Origin of the sequence: Lautropia dentalis (assembly GCF_003892345.1) — a bacterium.
GTDB lineage: Bacteria > Pseudomonadota > Gammaproteobacteria > Burkholderiales > Burkholderiaceae_E > Lautropia > Lautropia dentalis.
In genome coordinates this window covers 1,549,839-1,569,277 of sequence record NZ_RRUE01000001.1, presented here as the reverse complement: position 1 = coordinate 1,569,277, position 19,439 = coordinate 1,549,839, and the positions used below count along the sequence as shown (strand labels likewise).

16 protein-coding genes are annotated in these 19,439 nt (G+C 65.2%); 4 read left to right on the top strand and 12 right to left on the bottom strand.

Annotated features, from left to right (window positions below; genetic code table 11):
* Window positions 1-29: 29 nt before the first annotated feature.
* Together EHV23_RS06035 and EHV23_RS06030 are read right to left on the bottom strand one after the other, a co-directional pair.
* Window positions 30-458, bottom strand: a complete 429-nt coding sequence (locus EHV23_RS06035; RefSeq protein ID WP_125095135.1) for a DUF4810 domain-containing protein — start codon at window positions 456-458, stop codon at window positions 30-32.
* A 14-nt stretch (window positions 459-472) separates the two neighbouring features.
* On the bottom strand, window positions 473-1,141 hold the full coding sequence (locus EHV23_RS06030; RefSeq protein WP_125095134.1) for a CsgG/HfaB family protein: 669 nt from the start codon (window positions 1,139-1,141) through the stop codon (window positions 473-475).
* 261 nt (window positions 1,142-1,402) lie between these two features.
* Here EHV23_RS06030 and hemL point away from each other — a divergent pair, with 261 nt between their 5' ends.
* Complete coding sequence (gene hemL / locus EHV23_RS06025; RefSeq protein WP_125095133.1) at window positions 1,403-2,692, top strand: glutamate-1-semialdehyde 2,1-aminomutase; 1,290 nt, start codon at window positions 1,403-1,405, stop codon at window positions 2,690-2,692.
* A 1-nt stretch (window position 2,693) separates the two neighbouring features.
* Here hemL and EHV23_RS06020 read toward each other — a convergent pair whose 3' ends face one another.
* The 4 genes from EHV23_RS06020 to grpE all read right to left on the bottom strand — a co-directional run bounded on the left by EHV23_RS06020 (window position 2,694) and on the right by grpE (window position 7,605).
* Window positions 2,694-3,131, bottom strand: a complete 438-nt coding sequence (locus EHV23_RS06020; protein ID WP_238990303.1) for a DUF29 domain-containing protein — start codon at window positions 3,129-3,131, stop codon at window positions 2,694-2,696.
* A 144-nt stretch (window positions 3,132-3,275) separates the two neighbouring features.
* Window positions 3,276-4,418, bottom strand: a complete 1,143-nt coding sequence (dnaJ, locus tag EHV23_RS06015; RefSeq protein WP_125095131.1) for a molecular chaperone DnaJ — start codon at window positions 4,416-4,418, stop codon at window positions 3,276-3,278.
* A 353-nt stretch (window positions 4,419-4,771) separates the two neighbouring features.
* Entirely contained in the window at window positions 4,772-6,730 is a 1,959-nt protein-coding gene (gene dnaK / locus EHV23_RS06010; protein ID WP_125095130.1) for a molecular chaperone DnaK, read from the bottom strand.
* 347 nt (window positions 6,731-7,077) lie between these two features.
* Window positions 7,078-7,605: a nucleotide exchange factor GrpE gene (gene grpE / locus EHV23_RS06005; RefSeq protein ID WP_125095560.1), complete on the bottom strand. Its 528-nt coding sequence runs from the start codon at window positions 7,603-7,605 to the stop codon at window positions 7,078-7,080.
* Between the two features lie 554 nt (window positions 7,606-8,159).
* Between grpE and lysM the strand changes: the two genes are divergently transcribed.
* Window positions 8,160-8,639 (top strand): peptidoglycan-binding protein LysM, encoded by a 480-nt coding sequence (gene lysM / locus EHV23_RS06000; protein ID WP_125095129.1) that lies wholly within the window; start codon window positions 8,160-8,162, stop codon window positions 8,637-8,639.
* 99 nt (window positions 8,640-8,738) lie between these two features.
* Here lysM and EHV23_RS05995 read toward each other — a convergent pair whose 3' ends face one another.
* The 5 genes from EHV23_RS05995 to hrcA form a co-directional block, all read right to left on the bottom strand.
* On the bottom strand, window positions 8,739-9,563 hold the full coding sequence (locus tag EHV23_RS05995) for a LysE family translocator (protein ID WP_125095128.1): 825 nt from the start codon (window positions 9,561-9,563) through the stop codon (window positions 8,739-8,741).
* Between the two features lie 83 nt (window positions 9,564-9,646).
* The gene (hemH, locus tag EHV23_RS05990; RefSeq protein WP_125095127.1) at window positions 9,647-10,681 is read right to left on the bottom strand and encodes a ferrochelatase; all 1,035 of its coding nucleotides are present in this window, start codon (window positions 10,679-10,681) and stop codon (window positions 9,647-9,649) included.
* Window positions 10,682-10,840: 159 nt separating this feature from the next.
* Complete coding sequence (locus EHV23_RS05985) at window positions 10,841-11,839, bottom strand: ParA family protein (RefSeq protein WP_125095126.1); 999 nt, start codon at window positions 11,837-11,839, stop codon at window positions 10,841-10,843.
* 19 nt (window positions 11,840-11,858) lie between these two features.
* Window positions 11,859-12,236: an AlbA family DNA-binding domain-containing protein gene (locus EHV23_RS05980; protein ID WP_203228886.1), complete on the bottom strand. Its 378-nt coding sequence runs from the start codon at window positions 12,234-12,236 to the stop codon at window positions 11,859-11,861.
* Between the two features lie 111 nt (window positions 12,237-12,347).
* Window positions 12,348-13,367 carry a heat-inducible transcriptional repressor HrcA gene (hrcA, locus tag EHV23_RS05975; RefSeq protein WP_125095125.1) on the bottom strand — a complete coding sequence of 340 codons (1,020 nt, stop codon included), beginning with the start codon at window positions 13,365-13,367 and terminating at the stop codon, window positions 12,348-12,350.
* 508 nt (window positions 13,368-13,875) lie between these two features.
* On the opposite strand from hrcA, the gene EHV23_RS05970 reads away from it, so the two are divergent.
* Together EHV23_RS05970 and recN are read left to right on the top strand one after the other, a co-directional pair.
* Window positions 13,876-14,745, top strand: a complete 870-nt coding sequence (locus tag EHV23_RS05970) for an NAD kinase (RefSeq protein WP_125095124.1) — start codon at window positions 13,876-13,878, stop codon at window positions 14,743-14,745.
* Between the two features lie 227 nt (window positions 14,746-14,972).
* A complete protein-coding gene (gene recN, locus EHV23_RS05965) occupies window positions 14,973-16,628 on the top strand; it encodes a DNA repair protein RecN (RefSeq protein WP_125095123.1) in 1,656 nt (551 codons plus the stop codon).
* Window positions 16,629-16,940: 312 nt separating this feature from the next.
* On the opposite strand, the gene EHV23_RS05960 is transcribed toward recN, so the two are convergent.
* On the bottom strand, window positions 16,941-18,920 hold the full coding sequence (locus EHV23_RS05960; RefSeq protein ID WP_158615854.1) for a TolC family protein: 1,980 nt from the start codon (window positions 18,918-18,920) through the stop codon (window positions 16,941-16,943).
* Between the last annotated feature and the right edge of the window lie 519 nt (window positions 18,921-19,439).

Sequence of the window (19,439 nt, the reverse complement as noted above, 5' to 3'; positions counted from 1 at the left end):
CCGGGCGGGCAGCAAGACAGACATGAGCTTCACGATGCAGAACCTCCCTGCCCGGCCTTTGGCGCATCATCCTTCGGGGCCTGCGGCGTGCCGGAGGTGTCCTTGCCGCCCCGTTTCATGCCGGTCAGACGCTGCATGAACACGGCAGATTCGGGATACAGCATGGCTTCCTGCCTGAACGCCGCCTGCGCTTCGGCATCCCGCCCCTGTTTGGCCATGACCAGGCCCAGCTGCGCGTAGATGCCCGGGCCCACCTTCAGATTTTTCGAGCGGGCCTCGGTGATGGCTTTGGTCAGCACCTTTTCCTGGCTGTCCCAGTCACCGCTGTCCTGGTAGTAGCCATAGACGGCATCGGGATACTCCCCCCAGTGAAAGAGGGGCTTCGGCGCCGACGCGCACGCAGCCAGCAGCAGCGCGGGGGCCGCTGCCAGCGCCAGTCGGCAGAACCGGCTTTTCATGGCCGACCCCCTGCTCAGTTGTCCGGCGTCCAGCGGCCCGATTCGATGCCGGCCACCAGGTTGTTCACCGCCTCGCGGATGGCCAGATCCAGCACCTTGCCGTTGAGCGTGGCGTCATAGCCGCTGGTACCGCCAAAGCCCAGCACCTCACGGCTGGAGAGGTCGTATTCACCGGCACCTTCGGCCGAGAAGGCGACTTCTGTGGTGTTGACGTTCACCACGTTGAGCATGACCTTGGCGTAGGCCACCTGGCGCTTGCCACGGCCCAGCAGGCCGAAGAGCTGCTTGTCACCCACGTCCTTGCGACCGAACCCGGTCACATCACCCGTGATGATGTAGGTTGCGCCCTGCATGTTCTGGGCCTGGCCCCTGATCTTCGCTTCCTGGGCGGTTTCGTCCATGTTGGAGCGGTCCAGCACACGGAAGCGCCCCGTCTGCTGCAGGTGCGTCATCAGGATGCTCTTGGACTGGTTGCCCAGACGGTCTTCACCATCCTGGAAGATGCCGTTCATGTAGCTGGACTTGTTGGCGAACTTGCCCACGGCGATCAGCGACTTCTGGCCGTGGTAAGGCGTGTTGTAGGTGTTGACCTTCTGGCTCTCGACCACGCGCGAGCCTTCGGTGGCACAACCGGCCAGACCCAGCAGGGAAACGCCCAGGGCAACGGAAATCAGTTTTTTCATGGTGGTATTTCACAGTAGAACAGACCTGTCACGCATCATACTGGCCAGCGGGGGCACTGGATCGTCCGTGTAGAAACAGACCAACAAAAACGGGGGATGCACATGGGCCAGGGACGATGGAAGGATGCCTCTGGCCGACGGACGGGGCAGAACGGGGCGCTGCGGCTGCAGCAACCCTGCGCGGTGATCTTTGCATCCGCGCACCGATGGACGCACAATGCGGGGCATCCGTCTTCTCCATCCGCATTGCAAGGAACCAGCATGACGCAGCAGACCAACCAGCAGGAATTCGACCGGGCCAGCCAGGTTCTGGTCGGTGGGGTCAACTCGGCCGTACGGGCCTTCCGGGCCGTGGGAGGCACGCCGCGCTTCATCCAGCGGGCCGGGGGTGCGTACCTGTGGGATGTGGAAGGCAAGCGCTACATCGACTATGTGGGTTCCTGGGGGCCGGCCATCGTCGGGCACGCCCACCCGGAGGTGATTGCCGCCGTGCAGGCCGCTGCAGCCAACGGGCTGTCGTATGGCGCGCCCTGCGTGAACGAGAGCGTGCTCGCCGAGAAGATCTGCGCCATGTTCCCGCACGTGGAACGCGTGCGCTTTACGAGTTCCGGCACGGAATCCACCATGTCGGCACTGCGGCTGGCCCGCGGCTATACGGGGCGCAACCGCATCATCAAGTTCGAGGGCTGCTACCACGGTACGGCCGACAGCCTGCTGGTGAAGGCCGGCAGCGGCGCCCTGGCCTTCGGCAACCCCAGCTCGGCCGGCGTGCCGGAAGATGTGGTCAAGCATACGCTGATCGCCCGCTACAACGATCTGGAGAGCGTGCGTGCGCTCTTCGAGCAGTACCCGGATGATGTGGCCTGCCTGATCGTCGAGCCCATTCCGGGCAACATGAACCTGATGGTCCCGGTCGGGGGCTTCCTGCAGGGGCTGCGGGACCTGTGTACCCAGTACGGCGCCCTGCTGATCTTCGACGAGGTGATGTCGGGCTTTCGGGTCACGCTCACGGGCGCCCAGGGCTGGTGCGGCATCACGCCCGATCTCACCACCTTCGGCAAGGTGATCGGGGGCGGCATGCCGGTGGGTGCCGTGGCCGGACCGGCGAAAATCATGGAGCGCTTTGCGCCGCTGGGCAATGTCTATCAGGCCGGCACGCTCTCGGGCAACCCGATTGCCATGGCGGCCGGCATCGCCACGCTGGACCTGATCTCGAAACCGGGCTTTCATGACGAACTGACCCGGAAGATGAATCGGCTGGTGGACGGCCTGAACGCCGCCGCGAAAAAGACCGGCGCCGCCTTCAGCGCCCGCGCGCTCGGCGGCCTGGGCGGCATGTATTTCCGCGCCACGCCCCCGACGTATTTCGAGGAAGCCACCGACCAGAATCTGGAGCAGTACAAACGCTTCTACCACCTGATGCTGGACGGCGGCGTCTATCTGCCCCCCTCGCCGGTGGAGGCCTTCTTCCTGTCATCGGCCCACACGGACGCGGATATCGACCAGACCGTGGCGCTGGCAGAGAAGAGCCTGGCGGCGGCGATGGGCTGACTCAGTGCCCCTCTTCTGGCAGGAATGCTGCGTCCATGATCTGCTCGAAGGTCCAGGGGCTTTCGGCCGGAAAGACGCTGGCGTCCAGCCCGGTTTCCCGCTCGGCCCCCAGTACGGCGTCACCGTAGGCGTCCACGAGAATGCCGGGCAGTTTGTGCTTCAGGCTGGGGCTGCGCTCCAGCCGGCGCGCGATCTTGCGTCGCTGTTCGGCAATGGAGAGCCGCCAGCTCCGGCCACGACGCGCAGGCTGAAAACGCCATTTCAGCAGGTGGATGAACAGGACTTCGAGGCGGGAGAGCAGCTCGTTTTCATCTGCCTGCCCGGCCTCCTCGATCTCGTCTGCCAGATTGACCAGATCCAGACCTGCAAGATGCCCTGAACACAGGGCCTGCGCCTGCACACGGCACCATGCCCAAAAGTCCTGTTCATAAAGACTCACGGCAGCCTCCCATATTGCCCGCCCTTTACCAGGGCCAGTCCTCTCTCCGCACAAAAAAACCCGCCCTGTGCAGCTCCATTTCAACATGGAAGGCACAGGCGGGTCGATGTGCTGAAACTTACGGAGGAAGCTCCTGCGTTTGCCTTACTGGAAGAACTCCTTCAACCGGTCCTTCCAGCTACGGGTCTGCGGGCTGTGCTTGGCGTCGGACAGACTCTGGTCCAGCTCGCGCAGCATCTGCTTCTGCTTGTCGGTCAGGCGCACCGGCACTTCGACGGTGATGTGTGCATACAGCGCCCCCGGCTCGGCCGAACGCAGGCCCTTGATGCCCTTGCCACGCAGGCGGAACACCTTGCCCGGCTGCACGCCTTCGGGCAGCTCGATCTCGGCACTGCCGCCCAGCGTAGGTACCTGGATGGTGCCGCCCAGCGCGGCCGTGACCATGCTGATGGGCACCTCGCAATGCAGGTCGTCGCCATCACGCTTGAAGACCGAATGCTCCTTGATGCGGATTTCCACGTACAGGTCGCCCGACGGGCCACCGTTGACACCCGGCTCGCCATTGCCCGCCGAGCGGATGCGCATGCCGTCGTCGATGCCGGCCGGCACCTTGACCTGCAGCGTCTTGTTCTTCTTGATGCGGCCCGCCCCGCTGCAGGCTTCGCACGGATCCTTCACCGTCTTGCCACTGCCATGGCAGGTCGGGCAGGTCTGCTGCACCGAGAAGAAGCCCTGCTGCATGCGCACCTGGCCCTGGCCATGACAGGTGGCACAGGTCTGCGGTTTGGTGCCGGGTTTGGCGCCGGAGCCCTTGCAGGTCGTACAGTTTTCCCAGGAGGGGATGCGGATTTCGGTTTCGTAGCCGTTGGCTGCCTGCTCCAGCGTGACTTCCATGGCATAGCGCAGATCGGCACCCCGGTACATCTGGTTGGCGGTGCCGCCGCCACGATTGCCGCCGCCGAAAATGTCACCAAAGATGTCGCCGAAGGCCTCGGCAAAGCCGCCGAAGCCACCACCACCGGCGCCCCCCATGCCGCCCATACCGCCCATGCCACTCATGCCGTCGACACCGGCGTGACCGTAGCGGTCGTAGGCGTCGCGCTTGCTGCGGTCGCCCAGCACCTCGTAGGCTTCGCCCACTTCCTTGAACTTGTCTTCGGCCTGCTTGTCACCCGGATTGCGGTCCGGGTGGTACTTCATGGCCATCTTCCGATAGGCTTTCTTGATCTCTTCGTCGGTGGCGTTCTTGCCCACCCCGAGCACGGTGTAATAGTCGCGTTTGGCCATGACAGACAGGTTGTTGAAGGCCCCGGAAAGGTTTGACCGGACGCCGGCACCCAGCTCGCTGCGCGCTGCAGTCCAGTGCACTGCGCACTGGGCTCCGGCTGCAAGCGGCGTACCCTCCCTTGCGTGAGGAAGCGGTCCGGTCTTGGTCAAACCTTCGTGCAGGCACCTTCCGGATATGCACAAAGAAAGATACCCGGCGCACCGGGTATTGGGTATGGATCATCCGCGGGCGGGCCGTTCAGCAGGACTTCTGCAGAAGCGCCTCGAGTCCCCTGCCCAGCGGATACCGGCAGACCGGCCCGGATGATATCCGGTCCGGTCGCCTTCCGCGTCAGCCGCGGACTTTACAGCGATCAGTCGCGCTTGACTTCCTTGAAGTCGGCATCGACCACATCGTCGCCGGCGGATTCCGCCGAATGGGTGCTTTCGGCCGACGAAGCACCGGCCTGTTCGGCACCGGCTGCGCCGGCAGCACCCGCCGCGGCGGCGGCAGCATCGGCGTAGACCTTCTCGCCCAGTTTCTGGGCAGCGGCGGTCAGGGCCTCGCTGGCCGAGTCGATGGCGGCCTTGTCATCACCCTTGACGGCTTCACGCACGGCTTCCAGGGCCGACTCGATCTTGCCCTTCTCGTCGGCGTCGACCTTGTCGCCATGTTCCTTCAGCGACTTCTCGACCGAGTGCAGCAGGGCATCGGCGTTGTTGCGTGCCTGGGTCAGCTCGACGCGCTGCTTGTCCTCGTCGGCGTGCTCCTCGGCGTCGCGCACCATCTTGTCGATCTCGGCGTCGGACAGACCCGAGTTGGCCTTGATGGTGATCTTGTTTTCCTTGCCGGTGGCCTTGTCCTTGGCCGACACGTGCAGGATGCCGTTGGCGTCGATGTCGAAGGTCACTTCGATCTGGGGCATGCCACGGGGTGCCGGCGGGATGCCCTCGAGGTTGAATTCGCCCAGCGCCTTGTTGGCGGAAGCGATTTCGCGCTCACCCTGGAACACCTTGATGGTCACGGCCGGCTGGTTGTCGTCGGCCGTCGAGAACACCTGGCTGAACTTGGTCGGGATGGTGGTGTTCTTCTTGATCATCTTGGTCATCACGCCGCCCAGGGTCTCGATGCCCAGCGACAGCGGCGTCACGTCCAGCAGCAGCACGTCCTTGCGGTCGCCGGCCAGCACGGAACCCTGCACGGCCGCACCGACGGCCACGGCTTCGTCCGGGTTCACGTCACGACGCGGTTCCTTGCCGAAGAACTCCTTGACCTTCTCCTGCACCTTGGGCATGCGGGTCATGCCGCCGACCAGGATCACGTCGTCGATGTCGCCCACCTTGATGCCGGCATCCTTGATGGCGGTGCGGCAGGGCTCGATCGTGCGTTCGATCAGGTCTTCGACCAGCGCTTCCAGCTTGGCGCGCGTGATCTTCATGTTCAGGTGCTCCGGACCGGCCGAACCCATGGTGATGTAGGGCAGGTTGATCTCGGTCTGGCTGCTCGACGACAGTTCGATCTTGGCCTTCTCGGCGGCTTCCTTCAGGCGCTGCAGGGCCAGCACGTCCTTGGACAGGTCGACACCGCGGTCCTTCTTGAACTCGCCGATGATGTAGTCGATGATGCGCTGGTCGAAGTCCTCGCCACCCAGGAAGGTGTCACCGTTGGTGGACAGCACCTCGAACTGCTTTTCGCCATCCACGTCGGCCAGGTCGATGATGGACACGTCGAACGTGCCGCCACCCAGGTCATAGACGACGACCTTGCGGTCCTTGTTGCCGCCCTTGTCCATGCCGAAGGCCAGGGCCGCGGCGGTGGGCTCGTTGATGATGCGCTTGACTTCCAGGCCGGCGATCTTGCCGGCGTCCTTGGTGGCCTGGCGCTGGCTGTCGTTGAAGTAGGCCGGCACGGTGATGACGGCCTCGGTCACTTCCTCGCCGAGGTAGTCTTCGGCGGTTTTCTTCATCTTGCGCAGCACTTCGGCCGAAATCTGCGGCGGGGCGAGCTTCTTGTCGCGCACGTCCACCCAGGCGTCACCGTTGTCGGCCTTGACGATCTTGTAGGGCATCAGGCCGATGTCCTTCTGGACGGCGTCTTCGCTGAACTTGCGGCCGATCAGGCGCTTGATGGCGAACAGCGTGTTGGCCGGATTGGTGACGGCCTGACGCTTGGCCGGTGCACCGACCAGGATCTCGCCGTCATCCATGTAGGCGACGATGGACGGCGTGGTGCGCGTACCCTCGGCGTTCTCGATGACCTTCGGGGTGTTGCCTTCCATGACCGACACGCACGAGTTGGTGGTGCCCAGGTCGATACCAATGATTTTTCCCATGTTTTTCCTCTTGTATGCCGGGGAGCCGGCCGGTTTGCAGGGCCTCGTCCGCCCCGATGCAGGGGGCCGGAGGGGCCCGCCGGCGCGGCTCCCGCGAAATCTGGTTCAAAGATGTTTCAGCAATTGGGGATGGCCCGATGGCTTTCAAGGGGGGCAGGAACAAAAATTTGTCGCCCCGCCCATGGCCGTCCCGGGGCGCCACGCGCCAGCGGCGCAGGGCGGACCGGCGAACGTCGCCGGCCTCACGGCACATCGGCCACGAACCGCACACACCGCGACCGCCCTCCGGCGCACATCCCCCGGGGAGCCTCTGCCAAAGTCCTGCAGCGCTTTGGCGCCCTGGCACATCAGCCCTGGCTGACCACCACCATGGCCGGGCGCAGCACCCGGTCGTTGATGAGGTAGCCCTTCTGCAGCACGGCCGCCACGTGATTGGCCGCCACGCCCGGCGTGGGCTGCATGGAGATGGCCTGCTGGGTGTTGGGGTCGAAGCGCTGGCCGACCGGGTCCACCACCTGCACCTTGTTGCGCTCCAGCGCCTGCAGCAGCTGGCGCAGCGTGGCCTCGGCCCCCTCGCGGATGCTCTCGACCGACGGAGACTCGACCTTCAGCGCCATTTCGAGGCTGTCACAGACCGGCAGCAGCGATTCGGCAAAGCCCTCGATGGCAAACTTGCGTGCCTTGTCCAGCTCTTCCTTGCCGCGGCGACGGACGTTTTCCGTTTCGGCACTGGCACGTACGAACTGCTCCTGGTTGTGGGCGGCCTGCTTCTGCGCGGCCTCCAGCTCGGCCTTCAGCGCTTCGATTTCGGCCTGCAGGGCTTCGACGGCACCGGCATCGGAACCGGCTGCAGATTCGGGCGGTGCGGCATGCATGGCCTCTTCGGGACCGGGCTGTTCCCAGCCGGTCTGGGACTGGGTGTGGAGGCCCTGGGCCGCGGGTGCGCCGGCATCCGGCGCCTGGGTGGCCTGCTGCCCGGGCTGGGTCTGCCACTGCGGATTGGCCTCGGGACCGAAGCGGGTCTGGCCCTGTGCGTGTCCGGACCGTGTGTAACCGTGCTGATCGTCGTTGGCGAACATGGGCTGCTCACCGGTACCCTGTCCCTGCTCCGGGTAGCCGGAATGACGCGAGAAACCGCCCTTCCTGGAATGATTCATGTCCTGGAGTACCCCTTGTCGTATGTGAATCTGGCTGAATCGTTGTGTTGACCCTCATATGGGAACGACACAAGGATTCACAAGCCGGATTTGACCACATCCCCGCCATGCCGGCACCTCATCCCTTATGATCGGGGTTTCTGCACGGGCGGCAGCCTGCGCGGCGGGCTGGTGGAACCGGGTACGCCCCGCCCGTTGCACCCTCCCCTTCCCGCTGCACGGTCCCCGGATCACGGCGGCGGGCCTTCCCCCTCATCGACAGGAGAAACACCATGGGTCTGATGTCCTTCATGAAAGAAGCCGGCGAGAAACTCTTTGGCGGCAGCAGTGCCCAGGCCGCCACCCCGGCCAGCAACCCCGAGGCTGCCAACCAGGCCGCTGCCGATGCCATTCTCACCTACATCCGCGCCCAGAACCTGAGCGCCGACAATCTGGCCGTGCAGTTCGACGGTGCCAGCAGCGCCGTGACCGTCTCGGGTCAGGCCGCCGACCAGGAAACGAAAGAGAAGATCCTGCTCTGCTGCGGCAACGTGGCCGGCGTGGACAAGGTCAATGACGAGCTGACCGTGGCCAGCAGCACCCCCGAGGCGAAGTTCTACACGGTGGTCAAGGGCGACACGCTGTCGAAGATCGCGAAGGACTTCTACGGCAACGCCAACCTGTACAACAGGATCTTCGAGGCCAACCGGCCGATGCTGTCGCACCCCGACAGGATCTACCCGGGCCAGACGCTGCGCATCCCGCCGCAGTAAGGTCTGCCCTCCGGTGAATACCGCCGGCAGCGGGCGGCGCGCTCACTGCCGGGGGCATGTCAGCCCGGCCATGATGCCCGCCCCTGCGCGGGCATCTGCTCAGAAGAACACCAGCTTCAGCGCAAAAGCCAGCAGGAAGGCCCCCATGATGCGCTCGAACCAGTAGCCGTGGGCCAGAAAGCGGCGGCGTACCGCCTCGTGGGAAAACAGCACCGCCACGATGGCAAACCAGATCGAGGTGGCCACGCACATCCACAGGCCATAGAGCGTCTGGATTTCCAGCGGCGTCTGCGGGCTGACCAGGGTGGTGAACACGGCCAGGAAGAACATCGTGGCCTTCGGGTTGGTGGCGTTGGTGAAGAAGCCGGTCAGGAACGCCTGGCGGGTGGACTGGGTGTGGACAGACCGGGTGGACTGCTCTGACTGAGAGCACTGTTCTGACCGGGCGGACGGCTCTGACTGGGCGGACCGGTCTGACTGGATGAACTGGGCAGGCTGGGTAGCCAGCGCAGGCGACTGGACAGACCGGGAGGACGGGGCCTGCTGGTATGGCCTGTGTGAATATCCGGGCGATGCCGGGCCAGTTGACGGATCGGCAGTCTCATCGGCATCGAGCGGATCACCCGCCGGTGGCGCACTGCGCATGAAGTGAATGGCCAGCCAGGCCAGATAGGCCGCCCCCACCAGCTGGGCCGCCCGCATGGCGGCGGGCACGGTTCGCAACAGGGCCGCCAGGCCGATCAGGGTATAGACCACATGCACCAGCATGCCGAGGCCAAAGCCCACGGCGCTGATCAGGCCGGCCTGGCGGCCGTGCTGCACGGCCTGACGAACCGCCACGGCGAAGTCCGACCCGGGCGACACCACCGCCAGCAGGTGCACGAGGGCTACGCTGAGAAACTCTGTCAGGTAAGGGCTGTTCATCGTCGACTGCTTCGGGTTGTCCGGGCCGGCCCGGCGTGCCAATGTCCCGTGACGCACGCCGCGAGGCCATGGGTCGCGAATTTCTACCGGCGACGAACCAGATCGACCTCGCGGGTTTTCCAGCCGGACAGCTCGCTGCCGACGATTTCGGCCAGCGCGTGGATCCACAGCGGCGCATCGTTGAGACAGTGAATATAGCGGAAGCGCCTGCCCCCCGCCCGCATGAAGGCGTTGTGCACCTCCATGTCGATCTCTTCCAGCGTTTCGATGCAGTCGGACAGGAAACCCGGGCAGACCACGTCGATGGTCTTCACGCCCTGCCCCGCCAGTTTCTCCACGGTGGGCTGGGTGTAGGGCTGAATCCACTCTTCCCGGCCAAAACGCGACTGGTAACTGACCAGCCATTCGTCCCGCGCCAGCCCCAGGGCAGCGGCGATGAGGGCGCCGCTCTCCTCGCACTGCTTCTGGTAGGGGTCCCCCTGGTCGACGCAGGACTGTGGCAGACCATGGAAGCTGAAGATGAGCCGGTCGGGCCTGCCCCCGTCGGCCTGACGCCAGCGCTGGCGGATGCTGTCGGCAACGGCCTCGATGTAGCCCGGATCGTCGTGGAAGCTCTTCACGAAGCGCAGCGACGGGATGTCACGCCAGGTGAGGAACTCGCGGGCGATCACGTCGAACACCGTGCCACTGGTGGTGGCCGAATACTGGGGGTACATGGGTACGACCAGCACCTTGTCGAAGCCCCGGTCGCGCAGGTCACGCAGGGCCTGGGCCATGCCGGGGTTGCCATAGCGCATGGCCCAGTGCACCTCCACCAGCCGGCCACGGATCTTCAGCTCTTCGGACAGGGCCTGGGCGGTGAGCCGGGTGTTGACCAGCAGCGGCGAGCCGGCCTCCGTCCAGATGGCGGCGTATTTTTGGGCCGATTCCTTCGGACGCCGCGGCAGCACCAGGGTGTGCAGGATGGGCTGCCAGATCCAGGGCGAGGTTTCCACCACCCGCCGGTCGGACAGGAACTCGCGCAGGTAGCGCCGCACATCGGGCACCGAGGTGCTGTCGGGCGTACCCAGCTGGACCAGCAGGATGGCGGCCTGGGGTTTGAATTCGACATTAGCCACCGTACGTCATCCATACCGAAATATTCATCAATGCATTCCTGATCAAACAGAAAAACAAAAGCGCTGAAACACAAGAGGTCTCTGCAAAAATCTTCGAGCACATTGGAGCCTGGGCTGGAATGGGCGAGCACTTCGGCCCCCTGGCCTGAAAGGGCGGAATCAATTCATCTCAAACCCGGACTTCAGGGAAATCTGCGTACCCAGATCCAGAAAATCGTCGTAGCACGCCTTGACGGCAGCCGCATGTGCACCGATGGCACCATCGAAAGCTTTCAGGAAAAACATGGGCTTGTGCGCATCCATGGCCAGCGGCATCAGGGACCTGTAATTCCTGAGCAGGGCAAGCCTGTGAGGATCTGCATCCACCGCGGGTACATCCCTTTGGTCGATGGATTCATCCAGAACAGCCGTTCGGTAGACCGAAGGAATACGGTTCAGCCAGCGCTGGTATGCCTTGACCGGCCGACTCTCGCGAACTCCGTGCTGCATGACCACATAACCAAGCGGTAGCATGTTTCCTTCGGGAACATCCAGGTCTTCACCCGCTGGAAACTCACCCAGCCTTTTCTTCCAGTCCTTTCGCCAGCTGCGCAGCGTGGGACCCAGATTTCGGAGCCCCTGCAGGGAAAACAGGTCTGGTGCCAGCGGCAGAACGACCTGATCGGCCGCAATCAGGGCAGCCCGGTTGATGGCCCCCAGATTGGGGCCAACGTCGATCAGCGCAATATCTGCCTGAATCTGGTGCGTCGCCATCATGACGATCCGGTGAAATGCCGACATGACCCGAAAGGGAGCAACCACGCCAGACAGGCAATCTGGCCAGTTCTGGGAGAGCAAATCCTCAAAGCGGGACAACGCCAGGTTGCCGGGAACGAGCCCGATCCCCTGACCACCGACCATTTCGACATGAGGCTCCCGGATGTCCCCTGTTCTTTCCACCAGAGGCTTCAGGCTGTCGACAACCGTATTGCCCGGCTTGCCTTCCCACAGATCGATCAGCCTGTCGTCATCGATGAACATGGCTGTCAGGTTGGCCTGCGGATCGAGGTCGGCCACCAGTACCCGAAGGCCACGATCGGCGTACATCCACGCCAGATGGTACACAAGCGAAGTCTTTCCGACGCCACCCTTGTTGTTGAAAAACGCGATCGTCTTCATGTGCTTCTCCGACGCAGCGTCACCAGAAAGAACTTGTCGACAGTGCCGGCAGGGGAAGAATGTTTCCGTCTGAGCGTAACGCCCCCAGATTCTGCAGCAGCTGATCGCTGACCTTCGTTCCATTGAGCCTGCCGCGGTCATCCACGCCGATGATCAGGTAGCCTGGCTGGCGATGGCCCGGATAATCGTTGGCAAAGGCACACACGGCCTGGGAGAACTTGTCCGTCTTGTCCACCGATATCGTTCTCTCGACCCGATCGGATTCGAGATCGGCCAGCAAAGCCAGCAATGCTTCCTTGTCGAGCACGGCGCTCACTCCTCTGACATGACGAATCCGGTTACTGGTGCCGGTAAACTGCCAGTTCGACGCAGCAGCCCAACCCTTGGCCCCGTTCATGCGGGCGCCCATCCGGCCCCCCGATTGTAGAGCGTGTCCAGCCATGGCTTTTCCTGCTGTTGCAACACCACACGCCCTCATCCGGGTTCGCCTGGGCACCTTGGTCCCCTTTCACATCTCCCCCTGATCCAGCGCCGCCGACACCAACCGGGCGGTGATGTCCACCATCGGGATCATCCGCTGGTAGGCCATGCGGGTGGGGCCGATGACGCCCAGCGTGCCCACCACCTTGCCATCGGCCCGGTAGGGGGCGATGACGATGGACAGCTCTTCCATGGGCACCAGCTCGGACTCGCCGCCGATGTAGATCTGCACCCCATCGGCCCGGGCCGAGGCGTCCATCAGCTGCAGCAGGTCGGTGCGCTGCTCGAAGAGGCCAAAGAGCTGCTTCAGGCGGGCCATGTCGTCTGCAAAATCGGGAATGCCGACGAAGTTGCTGCTGCCGGCGATCACCATCTTGTCGGCATCATCGCGGGCTGCATCCAGACCGGCATCGACGGCACGCTGCATCAGCTGGCTGATGTCGCGGCGCAGTTCGGCCAGCTCCGTGCCCAGGCGGCGCCTGATCTCCTCGAAGCTCACGCCGGCATAATGGGCGTTGATGTAGTTGGCGGCCTCGTGCAGCACGGACGGGCTGTAGTCGCGATCGACCTGCAGCATGCGGTTGTGCACGGTACCGTCCGGCGAAACGAGAATGAGCAGCACGCGCCGGGCCGACAGGCGCAGGAATTCGATGTGCCGGAAACCACCGTCCCGCCGCTGTGTGGACACGACACCGGCAAAGGACGACAGCTGTGACAGCAGGCCGGCGGCCCGGGTGATAACCTGTCGCGGGTCTTCGGCCACCAGCGCATGCTGCATCTGGCTGCTCTCACCCGCATCCAGCGGCTGGACGGTGAGCAGGGAGTCGACGAACAGCCGGTAGCCGCGCGGCGTGGGCACCCGGCCGCTGGAAGTGTGGCGGTGGGCAATGAAGCCGTGCTCTTCCAGATCGGCCATCACGTTGCGGATGGTGGCCGGCGACAGATCGAGCCGCGAATACTGTGACAGCGTGCGCGACCCCACCGGCTGGCCATCGACGATGTAGTGCTCGATCAGGGATTTGAGAAGGATGCGGGCGCGTTCGTCCATGCAGGGCGTTTCACAGAGGCTGATCCAGGCAGGCCCGGTCCGGGCGGGACATCGGGTGCCCACGGGACGGGATACGGGTCACGGGTCCGATGGTACGACGGTACGACGGAGCACGGGCTGGCTCGTACTCTGGGCCAGGGCACCCGATGAACCGGCCCGGCTCTGCGATCATCCATCTGCCCTGACCAGGTTCACGACATGCACCGAGGGCATGAACCGGCGGACTCAGGTCAGACGACACGGGCCCGATGACACAGACCGGATGGCACAGGCCAGACGGCATAGGCCGGATGGCCGGAACGGTGTTCTGTATCATGCAATTATGCGGAATTATGGTTCAATCCGCCGCATGGCAGTCCCGTCAACAGCTGCAGGTCAGGTCCCTCAACCTCATGCCGGCAACGGGTGATGGACCAGAGACTGCAAGGCGGCCGGTATGTGCCATGCTCCCCTGCCAGCAACGGGCCTGCAGGTCCATGCCGGCCGTTCTTCACAGGTTCCCCGAACCATGAGCGCTTCCTTCAAGACCATCGCGCTGTTCAGCCGCCCGCAGACGGACGGGCTGGACGGTCGCATCCTCGACGAGATCGATGCCTGGCTCAGCCAGCGGGGCATCCAGGTGATCACCCAGACCAGCCGCAGCGTGCGCCTGATCCAGGCCGCCGGACACAGGGCGGATCTGGCGCTGGTGGTGGGCGGCGACGGCACGATGCTCGGCGTGGCCCGCACGCTGGCACCGCTGCATGTGCCGGTGGTGGGCATCAACCGCGGGCGGCTGGGCTTCATCACCGACATTCCGCTGACGGACTGGCAAAGCGCGCTGACCGCCATTCTGGACGGACAGTATGCCATCGAGGAACGCACACTGATCGAGGCACAGGCATGGCGGGGCGAGCGCCAGCTGTTCAATGCGCGGGCGCTGAACGATGTGGTGATCAGCCGCAGTTCACGCGCCGGCATGATCGAGATCGAGGTGAGCGTGGACGGCCTCTACATGTACAGCCCGCGCGCCGACGGCCTGATCGTGGCCACTCCCACCGGCTCGACGGCCTACGCACTGTCGGTGGGCGGGCCGCTGATGCACCCATCGCTGCGCGGCTTCGTGCTGGCGCCGGTGGCGCCGCAGTCGCTGTCGAACCGCCCCATCCTGCTGCCCGACAGCTGCACGGTGGAGCTGACCATCCACCACGGCCGCCATGCACGCCTCAATTGCGACATGCAGACCTTTTCCGAGCTGGAGGAAGGCGACCGGGTGACACTGCGCCGCTCACGGGATGCCAGCCGTTTCCTGCATCCGCCGGGCTACAGTTACTACGCCACGCTGCGTTCCAAGCTCAACTGGCACGAGATTCCGGGGCTGGAGCCACGACGGGGCTAGCGCGAATCATGGACCCGTACATCCCTGCCCCTCTTTCCAGAACGCACGGAACAAGGCGGCGGCACCAGGGCCGAATGCCTTCGGGACACGGTCAACACGGTCGTGGGCCTGGACGAACGAGTCCATGACCGGCGCCAGGACACATTTTCAGACATCATCAGGACACACCGGCCGGCGCTGCATCAACGGAACGCGGGCGTCGGGGCCGCTCATCGGGAGCCTCCATCATGCTGCACTGGTTGCGACTCAGGGATTTCGTGATCGTCGAATCGGCCGAGATCGAATTCGGGCCGGGCTTCACCGTGCTGACCGGCGAGACCGGCGCGGGCAAGTCGATCCTGCTGGATGCGATGGGCCTGGTGCTGGGTGGACGGGGCGATGCCACGCTGGTCCGCGAAGGGGCCGAGCGGGCCGACATCTCGGCGCAGTTCGGCATCGACGACACACTGGCCGCCTGGCTGGCCGAACATGATCTGGCCGGCGACCCAGGCACCCTGCTGCTGCGGCGTATCGTCGAGAAGGACGGCCGTTCGCGGGCACAGATCAACGGTCATCCCAGCACGATTGCGCGGCTGCGCGAGCTGGGCGAGCAGCTGGTGGACATTCACGGCCAGCACGAGTCGCAGCATCTGCTGCGGCCGGGTGCCCAGCGCGAGCTGCTCGACCGCATGGCCGGACAGGAAAGGCAGCTGGCCGAGCTTGGGCAGCACTGGCAGCAGTGGCAGAAAGCCGCCAGAGCACTGGAAGCGGCCCGTCATGGCTCGCGCGAAGAGGCCATCCGGATCGAGCGGCTGCAGTGGGAGATCGATGAACTCTCGCAGCTGCGGCTGGCACCGGGCGAGTGGGAATCGCTGTCGGCCGAGCAGCAGCGGCTGTCGCATGCTCACGACCTGCTGGCCGGGGCCGACGCCCTGGTCAATGCGCTGGAGCGGGACGACGATGCCATCGGCAGCCGGCTGGGCAGCCTGCAGACACGGCTGCGCGGGCTGGCCGAGATCGATCCGGCGCTGAAGAATGCGGCCGAGCTGCTGGATTCGGCGCTGATCCAGATCGACGAGGCGGCCAGCGAGCTGGGGGCCTACGCCGAGCGGGTGGACATCGACCCCGAGCATTTTGCGGAGGTGGAACAGCGGGTGGCGGCGCTCTTCAACACGGCCCGCAAGCTGCGCCTGCAGCCGCAGGATCTGGCCGGGCATCTGGAAGGGCTGCAGGCAGAGCTTGCGCAGCTGGGGGCCGCGGTGGACATCGACAGGCTGGAAGCCAGCTGTGCGCAGGCCGAAGCCACATATCGCAGGCTGGCAGAAAAAATCTCGGCCACCCGGAAGAAAACCGCCGTGAAGCTGGCTGGCGAGGTGACGGAGCAGATCGAACGGCTGGGCATGCCGGGCACGCGCCTGCTGATTGCCTGCACGCCGACGCAGCCGGGACTATCCGGGGTGGATACGGTGGAATTCCAGATTGCCGCGCACGAGGGAGCCACGCCGCGGCCGATTGCGAAAGTGGCTTCGGGCGGCGAGCTGTCCCGCATCGGGCTGGCCATTGCAGTGCTGGCAGCCCGCTCGGCCCCGGTATCGATCCTGATCTTCGACGAGGCCGATACGGGCGTGGGCGGTGCCGTGGCGGCAGTGATCGGGGAGCTGATGCAGCGGCTGGCCACCGATTCACAGGTACTGTGCGTGACGCACCTGCCGCAGGTGGCCGCCCGCGCCGATCATCACCTGAAGGTGCTGAAGACACGCTCGGCCCATGCGGTCTCGAGCCGGGTGGACCGGCTGGACGCTGCCGCCCGCGAGGAGGAGATTGCCCGGATGCTGGGGGGCAAGAAAATCACCGGGACGACACGGGCGCATGCGGCGGAGCTGCTGGAGGCGAGCCGGCGGTAGAAGGCCAAGGGAACAGATGGCGCCAGGATGTTCTGCAGAGGCTGCTGCTCAGCCCTCCGATGCGTCCGGATCAGGCTGCCCAAGGCCCCGCATGCCCCGATCGGCATAGCCATTCCTGATGGCTGCATCCAGTTCATCATCCGTCAGTCTGACATGCGTCGCGTGTCTGAACACGCCGGCCAGTGACATCAGGTCTCCCTGATTCCGAGCGGCACGGGCCGGGCCAGAGCCACCAGGGCACTCACCGCTTGTCTGCCCGTTGTCAGACTGATGCTCATCCGTTTGCTTCATGCGAAGGGCCACCGCATGTCGTCACTGTACCTGCCACGACCCGCCCACCGCGGACAGCAGCGTGATGTAGTTGTTCAGCCGGTTGGCCTGCAGCGACAGCAGCGTGTCCTGGGCGGAAAGGCTGGTGCTTTCGGCGGTGGAGAGTTCCAGATAGTTCACCAGCCCGCTCTGGTAGCGGTTGCGCACGACTCGTTCGGATTCCTGCGCCAGCTCGACCAGACGCTGCTGGTCGGCCTCCTGGTTGCGCAGGGTCTGGAAGTTCAGCATCCCGTCTTCCACTTCCTGCAGTGCCTTGAGCACCGCTTCGCGATAGGCAGCCACCTTCTCGTCGTAGGCGGCTTCCTGCTGCTGCAGGGTGCTGCTGCGGGTGCCACCGTCGAACAGGGTACCCGCCAGCTGGGTACCAACCGACCAGGAGCGCAGCGGCGAGGAGATCAGGTTGGCCACGGTCTCGGCGCCCAGCGTGCCCGAGGCGGTGAAGGTCAGGTCCGGCAGCCAGGCACTGCGGGCAATGCCCAGCTCGGCATTGGCCGCGGCCACGGCCCGCTCGGTGGCGCGCACGTCGGGGCGGCGGACCAGCAGGTCGATGGACAGGGATTCGGGCAGGGCCGGCACGGACGGCAGCTGGACGGGCGGGGCTGTCTGGCCAGATGCCCTGTCAGGACCATCAGCCCCCTCGGTACCCGGCTTCACTGTTTTTCCGGTATCTGATGCATCCGCGGTCTTTCTGAAACCGGAGGCACTGGATGAGCCAGTACCGGGCATGCCCGATGTTTGCGGTGTCCCTGCGCCCGACGCTTCCGGGCTTCCTGCGCCGGATGCAGAGGGCATCGCCGCACCCGACGAACCGATCTGCCGCCCAAGCACGGAACCGGCAGCCGGTTTCAGCATCTCTGCCGTCAGCGCCGACGGAGGGATACCCATCAGCACGGCCATGGCGTGGCGTTCGGTGTCGCGGCTGCTGACCAGTTCGTGGCGCTGGGTGAGCACGGTCTGCAGCCGGGTCTCGGCCTGTACCACATCGGCCCTGGCCACCAGGCCCGAGGCATGCTGGTTGCGCACCAGCTTCAGCGAGCGCTCGGCCGTGGCAATGGAACGCTCCAGCAGCACCAGCCGAGCCTCGGCCAGGCGCATGCGCCAGTAGGACTGGATCAGGCTGACCTGGGCCTGCAGTTCGGCCGCCTTGCGGTCGGCCTTGGCAGCTTCGAGGGATGCCCGGCTGCCCTCGACCTTGGCCGATACACGCCCCCACAGGTCCGGTGCCCAGCTGATGGAGGTGCCGGCCTGCACGCTGTTGGCCACCCCCAGCCCACCCGACATGCCAGACAGACCGGACATGCCACTGCTGCCCGTGGTGCCGGTCGTGGAGGTTCCGCTGCCCGACATGGCGCTGCTCAGGCTGCTGCTGGCACTGCCGCTGGCCTTGGTGCCCTGGCGGGTGCCCCCGGCATTGGCCGTGACCTGTGGCAGCCGCGAGGCACCGGCACCGGCCAGCACGGCACGGGCCTGCCGGATGCGGGCCTCGGACTGGGCCAGGGTCAGGTTGCCGCTCTGCTGGCGCGCCAGCAGGTGGGTCAGTACCGGGTCATCGAAGGCGGCGCCGTTGAGCAGCGTCACGGTGGCCAGCGGTGCGGGGATCTGGCTGGCATCGGCGGAAGCCGGCTGGCCGGTACCCTGCTGCCCGGCTGCCCCCTGCCCGGCGTTGCTCTCGCCGTTGCGCCCGGAATCCGTACCACGTGCGCCGTCCTGACCGGTTGCGGCCTGGCCCGCCCGACCGGATGGTGCTGCACCCCCCGGTTGGCCACCCCGGCCGGACGCGGCTGCCCCCCCCTGCTGCGCAGCGGTCTGCCCGGCCGACGACACCAGGTGCCAGCCCGTGTTCTGCTCCAGCGGGGCATCCAGATCAGCCTTCGGCTGCTGATAGGGGGCGATCACATTGCAGCCGCTGAGAATCAGGGCGATGCTGGCGACCAGCAGGGAACGGCGGAACAGAGGAATCATGACGGTCTGGAATGAGTCTGATCGGAAATGAATGCAAAAGACATCCGGCCCAGAAAACAAACGTCCGGATGTGAGTTTCGATGACGGAGGCGCCCCTGGAAAGAACCAGCCCCGGGAGGCGTGCCCGTCGGGGCATGCCCTTTGAACCGACACCCAATCGGCGTGCGGCCGGCGTTGCCCAGTCTGGCAAGGTGGCCGGTCTTTCCGGCGCATCGCCCCCTGTCAGCACGCGTTTTCAGGGGCCAGCGCAGGAACGCATGAGTTCATGACACGCGCCAGACGGGGGAAAACGGGTTCTGACACGCTCCCGGGTGGGTGGAACCATCACATGATGGCACCATCACACATGCGGGCGCTTCAGTGTAAGCGCCCCGAAGCGTCCCCTGCCCCAACGATGTTGGTAGGTTACCCCCCTTTCGGACGGGAGCGGCACGGACAGGCGATCTGAAGCCTCCCCGGAAACGGACAGACAACAGGAAACCTCCCCGGAAACAGGCAGGCGACAGAAAACCTCCCATG